The 12,632-nt window shown below is 30.0% G+C and carries 11 protein-coding genes; 9 read left to right on the top strand and 2 right to left on the bottom strand.

Translation table 11 applies throughout. From position 1 onward, the window contains the following. The first annotated feature begins 6 nt into the window (after nt 1-6). The 9 genes from WPG_RS00830 to WPG_RS00790 are packed head-to-tail and all read left to right on the top strand — an operon-like array spanning nt 7 to nt 10,360. Nucleotides 7-972: a hypothetical protein gene (locus WPG_RS00830; protein ID WP_144374393.1), complete on the top strand. Its 966-nt coding sequence runs from the start codon at nt 7-9 to the stop codon at nt 970-972. Beyond that, a complete protein-coding gene (locus tag WPG_RS00825; RefSeq protein WP_045468134.1) occupies nt 972-2,363 on the top strand; it encodes a hypothetical protein in 1,392 nt (463 codons plus the stop codon). Before WPG_RS00830 ends, WPG_RS00825 begins: the two co-directional genes overlap by 1 nt. Next, on the top strand, nt 2,363-3,514 hold the full coding sequence (locus tag WPG_RS00820; protein WP_045468131.1) for a glycosyltransferase family 4 protein: 1,152 nt from the start codon (nt 2,363-2,365) through the stop codon (nt 3,512-3,514). Before WPG_RS00825 ends, WPG_RS00820 begins: the two co-directional genes overlap by 1 nt. Next, complete coding sequence (locus tag WPG_RS00815) at nt 3,515-4,306, top strand: sulfotransferase (protein ID WP_045468128.1); 792 nt, start codon at nt 3,515-3,517, stop codon at nt 4,304-4,306. A gap of 38 nt (nt 4,307-4,344) precedes the next feature. Beyond that, the gene (locus WPG_RS00810) at nt 4,345-5,487 is read left to right on the top strand and encodes a glycosyltransferase family 4 protein (RefSeq protein WP_052471105.1); all 1,143 of its coding nucleotides are present in this window, start codon (nt 4,345-4,347) and stop codon (nt 5,485-5,487) included. Continuing rightward, complete coding sequence (locus tag WPG_RS00805; protein WP_144374392.1) at nt 5,484-6,581, top strand: glycosyltransferase; 1,098 nt, start codon at nt 5,484-5,486, stop codon at nt 6,579-6,581. The genes WPG_RS00810 and WPG_RS00805 overlap by 4 nt, the downstream gene beginning before the upstream one ends. A gap of 11 nt (nt 6,582-6,592) precedes the next feature. Next, entirely contained in the window at nt 6,593-7,939 is a 1,347-nt protein-coding gene (locus tag WPG_RS00800; protein WP_045468125.1) for an O-antigen ligase family protein, read from the top strand. After that, on the top strand, nt 7,902-8,909 hold the full coding sequence (locus WPG_RS00795) for a glycosyltransferase family 4 protein (protein WP_045468121.1): 1,008 nt from the start codon (nt 7,902-7,904) through the stop codon (nt 8,907-8,909). The genes WPG_RS00800 and WPG_RS00795 overlap by 38 nt, the downstream gene beginning before the upstream one ends. 56 nt (nt 8,910-8,965) lie before the next feature. After that, the gene (locus tag WPG_RS00790) at nt 8,966-10,360 is read left to right on the top strand and encodes a sugar transferase (protein ID WP_045468118.1); all 1,395 of its coding nucleotides are present in this window, start codon (nt 8,966-8,968) and stop codon (nt 10,358-10,360) included. Here WPG_RS00790 and WPG_RS00785 read toward each other — a convergent pair whose 3' ends face one another. Further along, nucleotides 10,361-11,527 carry a DUF4105 domain-containing protein gene (locus tag WPG_RS00785; protein WP_045475003.1) on the bottom strand — a complete coding sequence of 389 codons (1,167 nt, stop codon included), beginning with the start codon at nt 11,525-11,527 and terminating at the stop codon, nt 10,361-10,363. It lies immediately after the preceding gene. 8 nt (nt 11,528-11,535) lie between these two features. Next, nucleotides 11,536-12,606 (bottom strand): PorV/PorQ family protein, encoded by a 1,071-nt coding sequence (locus WPG_RS00780; RefSeq protein ID WP_045468114.1) that lies wholly within the window; start codon nt 12,604-12,606, stop codon nt 11,536-11,538. Nucleotides 12,607-12,632: the final 26 nt, after the last annotated feature.

Genomic DNA, 12,632 nt, shown 5'->3' with positions numbered 1-12,632 from the left:
AAAACGATGAAAGTTTTTATAATTAAGCTTATCAAAATATCAGTTGTCTTCTACAGTATTCTGTGGGTAATGCAATTTGTTATCGATACAGGTTTGAAAAGAAGTACTGATGATGTTTTAGATAGTTGGAACAAAATATATAAAGGCGAAATTAATGCAGAGCTTTTATTTTTAGGGACATCACGAACGCTTAAACATTACGATACAGTTATTTTTGAAAAAACACTAAAGATGTCTAGTTACAATTTAGGAACCAATGGAACCCATTTTGATAGTCAGTTTTTAACACAAGTACCCTATTTTGAATATAATGAAAGACCAAAAATAATAGTTCAGAATGTAGATATTACCGCTTTGTTTAGTACAGATGAGTTATATTTAAAAGAGCAATATTTCCCATACTATAATTTTGAAAACTATAAGTTGTTGAGCTCTTTTGATGAAAATATAACAATGGAGTATGTGCTACCAATGTATAAGTACAGAGGCTATTTAGAGGCGATATCTAGTTCTTTGAAGTCTTATTTTGTATCAGAAGATACATCCGAAAATATAAAAGGATATATACCTAAAGATGAGAACTGGAATAATACCTTTGAGCAAAGATTAAAAGATTTGAATGGTAAAAAGTTTCGATATAGTCATGTTAATTTTGAAGAACGGTTTGAGATTTTTAATCTCTTAGTAAAGGATTTAATGGCTAATAGTGATAAAGTATTCTTGGTTTGGGCACCAGAATATATTGGTAGGCAAATCTTAGAAGAAGAAAAACTTATGGATGTCAAAAAACAATACATCCGAGCTGCCGATAAAGATCCAAATTTATTTTTCTTAGATTTTACTAACGATACGATCTGCAATAGCACAACATTTTTTTATGACTCTTATCATTTAAATAAAGCAGGTGCCAAACTATTTTCTCATCAAGTTAGTGATAGTATTCAGAAACATTTAAATTTAGATATACGTTAATGAATTCTGAAAACAAACATATTCTTTTTATTGTGCCAGATGGGATTGGTATTAAAAATTATTTGTATTCTAATGTAATATATTATTTAAAGCCTAATGCTAAAATTACTATTTGGTCTCCTTTACCTATTGAAGCGTTTAATGAAGTTAAAAGAATTCATAATATAGATTTTGGATATTCACAGATACAATTATCACCAGAGGGTAGCTTAACACGTTTATATAGAGAAGCAACTACTTACGCAAGATTAGTGCATAATAGTCAACTAAAAAATAACCCAACAATTCTTACCAACTGGAGACGACCAAAGTATAGTCTCAAAGTGAAAACTCTTTATAGATTTGCAGAGTTATTAGGAGGTTATATTTCGAAAAAATATAGTCGTATTTTAAGTTTTGAAGAAAAAGGGAATAGTAAAATTGATAGTAAATCAATTAATAAATACCTAAACGATATAAAGGACCTTAATCCAACTTCAATATTTATAACACATCAGCGCGTTGCAGGATTAATGCCAATATGCATAGCAGCTAATAAGCTTGGAATTAAAACTACTTGTGCTATATTTTCTTGGGATAATCTTCCTAAAGCAAGATTGGCTGTAAAAACAGATTATTATTTGGTTTGGTCACAGTGGATGAAAAATGAAATGAAAGATTATTATCCAGAAATTTCTGAATCGAGAGTTCATTTAGTTGGTACACCTCAATTTGAATTCTATTTAGACGAAAACAGAAAAGATTCACGAGATAGTTTTGCTAAAAAGCACGGATTAGATGCAGATAAAAAATGGATTTGTTTTAGTGGAGATGATATTACGACCTCACCTTACGACCAATTATTTTTAAAAGATGTTGTGGAATCTCTAGAAGGTGAGAAAGATCATTTTCAAATTATATTTAGAAGATGTCCAGTAGATTTTTCTTCAAGATATGATGAAACGTTAAACGCACATAAAAATTTCATTATTTCTATTGATCCTATATGGAATATTGAATCCGAAACAAATTGGGTTGGCTATTTTCCAAAATATGAAGATATTAATATGCAGATTAATTTAGCTTATCATTGCGATATGGTAATTAATTTGGGTTCTACAATGGCTTTAGATTTTGTCTCTTATAACAAGCCTTGTTTATATCTCAATTATAACCCATCTGACGATAGTACTTGGTGTACAAAAATTATTTATAATTTTCAGCATTTTAGAAGTATGGAAGGTTTAAATGCAGTCGGTTGGGTTAATAGTAAAGAAGAAATTTTACAAACAGTTTTAAATATATTAAATAACCCAAACGAAGTAGCGTCTGATCGCAAGAAATGGATGAAAACTATAGTTTTGCATCCACTGAACACTAATTCTCAAAACATTGCTTCGGCTATATTCTAATGCATATTTGTTTTATCACTAATGAGTATCCTAAACTAGAATTTCCGCATGGAGGAGTAGGTACATTTATTCATACAATTAGCCATAAATTAATTGAAAAAGGGTATAAAGTTTCTGTTATTGGTATAAATATTTATACTAAGATTGACGAAACAGAACAAGATGGCGAAGTTTCTATTTTTAGATTAAAGCCTAGAAGTTTAAAAGGTTTGACCTGGTATCTCAATACTAAATCAATTAATAAGAAGCTAGTTGAACTTCATAATCGTCTACCTATTGATATTGTTGAAACTGCTGAATTAGGTTTATCGTTTATTAAAAAAAATAAGTCTATTAAATATGTAATTCGTTTACATGGCGGACATCATTTTTTCGCTGAATCTGAGAACAGAAAAGTGTCTTGGTGGAAAGGATTTCAAGAAAAAAAATCTTTTAAAAATGCAGATGCTTTTGTTGCTGTATCTCAATATGTTAAGTCTCATACCGCTAAATTTTTAAGCTATAACAATAAGCCTATTACGATTATACGTTATCCAATAAATTTAGAAGTATTTAAACCAAAGCCAGAAATAGAAATAGAGCCAAACACCATTTTATTTGCAGGTACAGTTTGCGAGAAAAAAGGCGTTAATCAATTACTAGAGGCAATGCCTAAAGTCATAGAACAAAATAAGGATGCTCAATTATTTATTTATGGGCGCGATTGGTTTTTTAAAGATGGAAGCTCTTACATAGCATATCTAAAGAATGAGATTTTACCAAAATTAGGTAATACAGTTAATTATGTACATTTTATGGGTGCAGTGCCTTTTAAAATTTTGGCAAACAAATATGCAGCTGCAGAAATATGTGTATTCCCATCTTTAATGGAGACGCAAGGTTTGGTTGCACCAGAAGCAATGGCGATGAATAAATTGGTTATATTTTCAAATTGTGGACCTGGCCCAGAAACTATAGAACATAAAAAAACAGGACTTCTTTGTAATCCTTATGATAGTGATGATATATCCAAACAGATTAATTGGGCCTTGAGTCATAAAAAAGATTGTCAACACATCTCAATAAATGCTAGAAAATTTGTAACACAAACATTTGATGTAGAAAAAATAACGATAGAGAATATTGAATTTTATAATTTAATTACAGTTTAGATGAATTTAATTCTAAATGGACCTGGAAGATCTGGAACGACATTATTGAGTAAAATGATGAGTTACCACAAAGATTTTGCTTGGATCTCTGGATGGGTAAATCGGTATCCAAGCATGATTTATTTATCATATTTTAATAATTTATATAGATTGAATTTAGCCAATTTTGACTTGGCTAGTTTAAAAAAAATACCCAAACCAACTGAAGCCTATGGTTTTTGGAATTATTATTTAGAAAAATTTGTAAATGATTATGAGCCAAACGAACACGAAGTGATAAAAACAAAGAGCGCGCTTTGTAAATTAATTGAAGTTCAAGGAAAAGAGCACTTTGTGACTAAAATCACAGGTGATTTAAGATTAAGTGTTTTAAATAAACTATTTACAAATTATAAAATCATTTGGATTGAAAGAGATCCTAGAGTAGTGGTTAGTTCTTATATTAAACAACGATGGTTTTATAAAGATAAAGTTGAAGAATTTAATAAAATGACAATGAATGACAAAATTAGGTTTTATTCTAAATTCTACTTAAAACATTATCATAATGCTTTGAATGTCAATAAAAAGCTTGTTTTTTATGAAGATCTTTGTGAAAATCCAATTCAATTTTTTGAAGATTTGTTGAATACTATGAATTTAGAATTTACAGAATGGCATAAAACAAAAATTAGAAGTCATAATATTACCAAAGTTAATTGGTCGCATTATGAAAAAAACTATAAAGAGAATGAAATACAGTTACTCCAAGCATTATTAAAGCAACCATTAGAAGATTACAATTATATTTAATATAATTTCTAAAGACATTAATTTTATTTAAAGTTAAATTGATAAAAAGAAATAAAACACTTTCAATTTTTACGCTTGTAGTTCATAAAGAGGTTCAAGGTAATTTATATGGTTATGCACCGTATATTAGAGAAATGAACATGTGGATAAGTCATTACGACCAAGTTTTGGTTGTATCACCTTTTAGTAAGTCTAAGGAGTTAGAGGAAATAGATTTGAATTATTCTCATTCAAATTTACGCCTCATGAAAATCCCAGAATTTAATGTAAAGTCCATCCTTAGTATTATTAAACTAGTTTTTAATCTTCCAGTTATCATTTATAAAATGGCAAAGGTGATGCACTCATCAGACCATCTGCATTTTCGTTGTCCAAGTAATGTATCTGCAGTTGCAGCAGTAGTTCAAGTTTTTTTTCCAAGTAGGCCAAAGAGTACAAAATATGCAGGTAATTGGGATCCAAACAGTAATCAGCCTTTGGGTTATAGGTTTCAGAAATGGTTATTAAGTAATACCTATTTAACAAAAAAAATGAAGGTTTTGGTTTATGGGGAATGGAAAAACCAATCAAAATCTGTAGTTCCCTTTATGTCAGCTACATACGCTGAAACAGAAAAATTACCATTTAAAAAACGCAATTTCTCTGAGAAATTGAAATTTGTCTTTATTGGCGCTATGGTTATTGGTAAACGACCTTTGTTAACGGTTAAAATTATTCAGGCTTTATTAGAAAAAGGAATAGATTCTGAACTTCATATGTTTGGAGATGGTATTTTAATAGATGAGGTTAGAGCATTTATTTCTGACCATAATTTAGATAATTCGATAGTCATACACGGAAATCAAAATAAAGAAGTTGTAAAGACATGCTTATTGGATGCTCATTTTACAATATTACCTTCTAAAAGTGAAGGATGGCCAAAGGCAATCGCTGAAGGCATGTTTTTTGGTGCCATTCCTATATCTACAGAGATATCTTGTCTGCCGTGGATTCTAGATTATGGAAAACGAGGTATATTAATTGATTCAGAATTAAATAATGCAGTTAATACTATAGTTGAAGATTTAAATAAAGGTGATGCTTACTTAAACACAATGTCTAAAAACGCACAAGTTTGGTCCCAAGAATATACAGTCAATAGATTACAGCAAGAAATTGAAAAAGTCGTTAACCAAGAATGATTAGAGTTCTACAAATAATTGATTCTTTACATGTTGGTGGTGCTGAGAGAGTTGCTGTCAATTATGCCAATGGTCTTGCGAACTTTGTAGATGAGTCGCATTTATGTGTCACAAGAGAAGAAGGGCCTTTATTAAAAAGTGTTAATTCAAATATTGGTTATATCTATCTAAACAAGAAATCAACACTAGACATTAAAGCTATTTTTAAGCTAAAAAAATATGTAGCTAAAAACAGAATAGATATTCTACATGCACATTCTTCATCTTTTTTTATAGCAATTTTAGTAAAAACACTACTGCCAAGACTAAAGATTGTGTGGCACGATCATTATGGTAATAGTGAATTCCTCAATCAAAGACCGAAAACAATTTTACGTTTATCTTCAAGATTTTTCTCTCATATTTTTAGTGTTAATTCTCAATTAAAGGATTGGTCTATAAATAATTTGGTATGTAAAAAAGTTAGTTATATCAAGAATTTTGCAGTTTTAAATAAGGTAATTTCAGATTTAACAATCTTAGCAGGTAAAGAGGATAAGCGTATATTGTGTCTAGCAAACCTTCGTAAGCAAAAAAATCATATAAGACTTTTAGAGGCTTTCGAAATTATAAAAAACAAGTATCCAGATTGGTCACTTCATTGTGTTGGTAAAGATTTTAAAGACGCTTATTCAGAATTGTTTTTTAATAAAGTAAAAGCTCTCAATCTAAAAGAAGATGTTTATTTTTATGATAGTAGGTCTGATATTCTTAATATTATGAAGCAATGTAATATTGGTTTGTTGATTTCTAAATCAGAGGGCTTACCTTTAGCATTATTAGAATACGGAATTGCAAAATTACCTGTAATCTCTACTAATGTTGGAAACTGTGGAATGCTTATTTCTAATGAATCGTTAGGTGTTTTATTAAGTACTGATAACAAACAAGAAGTAGCTGATGCTATTATTTATTATATTGAAAATGAAAAATACATGAAATCTTCTGCTTCTAATTTTAATACAAAAATTAAGAATGAGTATTCTCGTGATGTAATTCTAAAAGATATTCTAGGTATTTATGAATCGATAATATCATTAAAAAGGCCAAATTAATTACTGTTGATGTGGATATAAAATATCTTTTAAAAATTGTTTTCCATGTTTTTATAGGAGCATTACTTTATTATGTTAATGTTTTTCCTAGAATATTCTTCTTCACTGTGTTACTTTACTTTTTTATAAATATTATAGTAGTTCATAAGAATGAGAAGTCAACAACAGTATTAAAAGCCTGTGCATATTTAGTTGGTGCTGAGGTTATTTTTAGAATGACGGGTGCTGGTATTTTTTACGAATCTTCAAAGTATTTTATAATATTTTTCATATTGTTTGGGATGTTCTATGATGGCGTATCAAGTAAAGCATATCCCTATTTTATTTTTCTTATATGCCTTGTGCCATCTATTATTGTTGCCTCTGCCTATATTGGTTTAGATGCTAACTTAAGAACTAATGTTGCGTTTGTATTAAGTGGGCCTGTTTGTCTTGGTGTTTCTGCACTATATTGTTATGACAAAAAAATTAATAAAAGGCAAATATTAGATATACTATTGTATTTGGCTCTACCGGTAATCACTTTAACAACATATCTATTCATTTACTCTCCAAGTATTAAGGACGTTGTAAGTGGAACTCAATCTAATTTTGCTGCTTCAGGTGGTTTTGGACCCAATCAGGTATCTACAACCTTAGGCTTAGGTATGTTTGTGTTTTGTGTTAATTATTTCCTTAATTCTAGAACGTTGTTTTTAAAAATTATAAATGTTACACTATTTGGTTTAATGTCATTTAGAGGAATAGTCACATTTAGTAGGGGAGGTGTTTTAACGGCTATAATGATGCTTTTTGCATTTTTAGTGTTTGTGTATTTTAGGTCTAGTAAAAGACAAAAAAATATTATCATCACATCATTTTTACTACTTTTAGCATCTTCTTCAGTAATTTGGGTGGTAAGTTCTAATCAAACTAGTGGATTAATAGATAAGCGCTACTCTAATGAGGATAAAACTGGAAAAGAAAAGAAAGACGTTTCTGCAGGAAGGGTTGATTTATTTTTTGGTGAACTTGAAGGATTTGTTGAAGAGCCATTTTTGGGCGTTGGAGCAAGTGGTATGAAAGAGCGGAGAATTGAAACTCTTGGTAAAGTTGTGGCTACTCATAATGAGCTAAGTAGGTTATTATCTGAGCATGGTATTTTTGGGGTTTTTATTTTGTTAATCTTAATTTTTAAACCTTTAGATATGAGATCTCGAAACCGAAATAATTATTTCTTTTACGCTTTTTTAGTATTTTGGTTTGCAACAATAAACCATTCAGCTATGCGGATTGCAGCACCTGGTTTTGTTTATGCATTAGCGCTTTTAAATCTAAGAAATGAAAAACGTCCTGTACATAGGAAACGCCTTATCTAGTAAAGGAAAGACAATAACAACAATTGAGACTCTTAGCGAGCAATTAAGAGAATTATGTTCAATTAAAATTGCATCTAAAAAAACCAATAAGGTGCATAGATTATTTGATATGATAAGGTTAATAGCTCTAAATAAATCTGAAACAGACTATGTCATAATAGACACATACAGTACTTTAAATTTTTATTATGCATTGATAATTAGTCAGATTTGTAGAGTTTTAAAACTTAGTTATATTCCTATTCTTCATGGAGGAAAACTTGAAAATAGACTTAAAAATAACCCAAAGTTTTGCAAAATAATTTTTAAGAATGCTCATAAATTAATAGCACCATCTAGTTTTTTGTTGTCTATTTTTAAATCTTATGGGTTTACTGATGTTTTATATATTCCAAATAACATAAATATTGACAACTATAACTTCAAGAATAGAGAAATAGATGTTATAAAACTATTATGGGTAAGATCATTCTCCTTAATATACAATCCACAATTGGCAATTCTTGTTCTAGAAAACTTGTTAAAAAGAGGATATAAGACTGAACTCACTATGATTGGTCCAGATGTAGATGGCTCATTAGAGAAAGTTAAAGCTCTGGCGGAAAGTAAAAATCTAGATGTCAATTTTACAGGTAAACTTTCAAAACAAGATTGGACAGAATTATCTAAAGATCATAATGTTTTTATTAATACCACAGATTTTGATAACATGCCAGTAACCCTCATTGAAGCTATGGCATTAGGTTTACCTATTGTTTCGACAAATGTTGGTGGTATTCCATTTTTAGTATCAGATAAAGAAGATGCTATTTTAGTTCCACCTAAAGATATAAATGCCATGACCCAGGCAATCATCAAATTAAAAAATAATAGAATACTCAAGGATAAATTAATAACTATCGCAAGGATTAAAGCAGAACAGTTTGATTGGAAAATAGTGAAATCTAAATGGGCAATGCTTTTGTCTTAAATAAAAGTTGAAAATCATTTGTACTTATTATCTTTACAACTTAGGTATTCCTGTCTATGAAGCAAAAAAAAGGTATCCATTTTGAAGTTTCTGAGCGTAAGATTCTGCTTAGAATTTTAGATTTAGTTATGGTCTTTTTTGGGGTATATTGTTTAGATGTTTTTTTTGATTTTGAATATATTTCAGTTGGCACAGATAATACAGTTGCGTTAGTTTTACTAGGTATATATATATCTATTTTCGGTACTATCTTCGAACTTTATGATCTTCAAAAAGCGAGTAGATTTGATAGCACCTTTAGAAATGTTGTTATTACCACTTCCACGGTAGTTTTGTTTTACCTTTTGACTCCAGTCTTATCACCTTATTTACCAGAAGAGCGCATACAAATAGTTTATTTCTATTTTGTAATAATTATTTCTATTCTTGCTTGGAGACTCATATATATAAATTTAATAGAGTCACCACGTTTTTATAAACGTGTACTATTGGTTGGTGAGGTTTCTAATATTGAGGGCTTAGTTAGGGCATTAGATGCATCAGATCCTAATTATAAAATTATTGGTTTTATAAATAGCGAAGACTCAAATTTAGAGTCTGTTAAATTCAAAGGTTTAAAGGAATATGAGGCAAGGAGTTTTTTAGAAATAATTGATACTGAAAAAATATCTGAAGTATTGGTTGCAAGTTTTAACACAGAGGCAATTATCGCTGAAGTGTATCACAATTTAATGTTGCTATTAGAACGAGGTTTTAAAATTAGAGAATATACGCAGGTCTATGAAGAGTTGCTGCAGAGAGTGCCTATTCAATTTGTAGGTAAAGATTTTTATAAATATTTTCCTTTTAGCAGAAGCAATGAGAACAAGCTGTATATTTTTTTTCAGCGTGCATTTGATATAATAGTTAGCATTTTAGGTTTATTAATAGGTATGAGTTTTTTACCGCTAATATTACTAGGAAATTTGCTAGGAAATAAAGGACCATTGTTTTATTCTCAAGAGCGGGTTGGGAAAAACAGTAAGCCATTTAGAATTCTTAAATTGAGAACTATGGTTGTTAATGCCGAAAAGGATGGTGTCAAATGGGCCAAGAAAGATGATAAAAGAGTTACCAAGTTTGGACGATTTCTAAGACGCTCAAGATTAGATGAAGTACCACAATTTTATAATGTACTAAAAGGCGAAATGAGTATTATCGGTCCAAGACCTGAACGACCATTTTTTGTTAATGAATTATCTAGAATTATCCCATTTTACGAAACAAGGCACATTATAAAACCAGGACTAACGGGTTGGGCTCAAGTAAATACAAGGTATGGATCTTCTATTGATGATAGTCTTACAAAGTTACAATACGATCTTTACTATATTAAACATCGAAGTATCTTCTTAGATTTCAGTATCACTGTAAAAACGCTGAGTACTATTTTGTACTACAGAGGTCAGTAATTATTGCGCATTAAATGATTTAATTAAAAATAGATACCTAACCATTAATGCAATAAGTAATGGAATTATGCCAATTGCAAATATTTGTACTCCAATAATCCAGTGTAGAGTTAGTAAGCAAAGCATTATAACTAAGAATTTAAGATAACCTTTAAACCAATTTTTAAATTGTTTTTTTACGATTTGAGCTAGTACAATAAGATTGAATGGTACTGCCCACAAGACATTATAATTATGAGCTGTTGCAGAATGATCTGTAGCGAACCAGAGTAATAATAGAAGAATTCCAATAATGCCTGTGAATCCAAACAATAGAATGTCTAACAATTTAGTACGTGTCTTATTTTTAAAATCTTTGTAAGTAATAAATAGAATTAATATGGCTAGTAAAGACATTATCACTAATGGGCTAAATATAAAATTGGTGGATGTCTTTTCGTCTTTTCTTTCATAAATTAAAGAGGAACGTTTCACCAAGTTTTGCGAATCATTAAACTTAGCATTTTCAAAAAATGTATGAATATATTTTGGTAAAAACATATACTCATTATTTGTAGCATCTTTATCTATGACCGAGCCTAATGCTATATCAATACCAAAACTTCCCCAAGAATTTAGAGAGACGTGCTCATGTATAAGTCCTCTAAAAGTCTTTGTTTCAAAATCTTTAGGTAAATTATATATGAAGTCATTCTTTGTTACATTCTCAGAAACATCTCTAATTCTTGTTGCACAATTATCATAGAAGAAATCATAGAGGTATCTTCTGTTATCAGGGAGGTAGTTTGTTTCTAAAAATTTAAACAAGTTTTGTTTTTCTTCAGAAGAGAGGTTGAGAACTTGCTCTTTTATAGTTCTATTATGTCTTTCGTAATGGTTATAAAAATCAGAAAAAGGATGTCTACTTATAAGATAGTTTAATTTTCCCCGTGCAAATTTTAAATAGAAATTAGGTGCATCAAAATCGTATTCACCATAACCGTAAACAACATCAATTCCATTTTTAATGTCTCTAACCCTAAAAGCATTATGACCAAAAGCATCATTTAACGAATTCCCTGGACCTATGGTAATGACTGATACTTCTGTTTCAGAAGATAACTGATAATTTTGAGCTAAAGCATAAAAGCTGAAAAGTAACGCGATAAATGATAGTTTTAGTTTCATAAGCATTACTATCTGAAGACACTAAAGTCAATTTTTAAAGAGAATACATTAGAATATAAAGCTGCGCTCTGGTCTCCTATGTCCGTAAAAGCATAATCAATGTGAATACCTTTGTATTTAAAACCTACACCAAAATTAGGCTGAAATGTAACTTGCTCAGAATCATCAATTTGAATTTCATTCTGAAAATTACCAACACCAGCTCTTAAAAATACCAAATCAGTATAACCAAATTCAAAACCCAATGCAGGATTAATACTTGCAAAAGATGTAGATATTATGTCATTGTTTTCAACAAAGCGCATATTTAAGTTAGCAGCAGCTAAAAAAGTGTAGTCATAATTAAAAACCCATTCTTTAGACATACCAAATTGTAACTTTGGAATAGTGATTTCAGTTGTTTCAGGTAATTCTTGGTTTTCTCCATCAACAGCTCCACTAATTTGAGCGAATTTATCCTCATCTATAGACCAAGCATTATAAGTTGTTGTGATATCTCTTGCCATTAATCCAAACTTCCAACCATTTTCACCTTCAAATTGAATTCCAGCATCAAGTCCAAAGCCCCAAGATGAAGCAAAATCACCAATAATTCTTCGAATAATTTTTGCGTTAACCCCAAAATTTAGACCATCTAAAGGTAACTTTCGAGCATAAGAAAATGTTAATCCGTAATCTGCCGTTGAGAATGTACTTATTCTATCATAATTTATATTGCCTTGGTCATCAATTAATTGAGTTGTGTCTAAAATATCATCAACCCCAAATCTAATTAGTGATAAGCCAACTGCACTTTTATCATCTAACGGCATTGCATAGGCGAGATAGTTATAATTGGCAATATTTGCAAAGTAACTTGAGTGCATTAAGGCAAGTTGATTTTCTTCTAGATGTACTAATCCTGCCGGATTCCAATATCCAGAATTCACATCAGCAGTTTGTGATACAACAGCATTACTCATACCCAATGCAGCAGCATCAACACCAATATTCATAAATTCATTAGAATACTTTCTTGTAGTTTGGGCTGAAACGCAGAGCGTAGCAAGTGTTAAGAGAATTACATAGTAATTTTTCAACAGCAAAATTTTTTACAAAGATGCAC

The organism is Winogradskyella sp. PG-2 (assembly GCF_000828715.1).
Lineage (GTDB): Bacteria > Bacteroidota > Bacteroidia > Flavobacteriales > Flavobacteriaceae > Winogradskyella.
Note: the sequence above shows the minus strand (reverse complement) of the source record. Positions and strands in the feature narration are given on the sequence as shown.

Coding starts and splice junctions, on each gene's coding strand:
- WPG_RS00805 (WP_144374392.1), top strand. CDS start 5,484: ATGATTAGAGTTCTACAAATAATTGATTCTTTACATGTTGGTGGTGCT.
- WPG_RS00830 (WP_144374393.1), top strand. CDS start 7: ATGAAAGTTTTTATAATTAAGCTTATCAAAATATCAGTTGTCTTCTAC.
- WPG_RS00825 (WP_045468134.1), top strand. CDS start 972: ATGAATTCTGAAAACAAACATATTCTTTTTATTGTGCCAGATGGGATT.
- WPG_RS00785 (WP_045475003.1), bottom strand. CDS start 11,527: ATGAAACTAAAACTATCATTTATCGCGTTACTTTTCAGCTTTTATGCT.
- WPG_RS00795 (WP_045468121.1), top strand. CDS start 7,902: ATGAAAAACGTCCTGTACATAGGAAACGCCTTATCTAGTAAAGGAAAG.
- WPG_RS00820 (WP_045468131.1), top strand. CDS start 2,363: ATGCATATTTGTTTTATCACTAATGAGTATCCTAAACTAGAATTTCCG.
- WPG_RS00790 (WP_045468118.1), top strand. CDS start 8,966: ATGAAGCAAAAAAAAGGTATCCATTTTGAAGTTTCTGAGCGTAAGATT.
- WPG_RS00815 (WP_045468128.1), top strand. CDS start 3,515: ATGAATTTAATTCTAAATGGACCTGGAAGATCTGGAACGACATTATTG.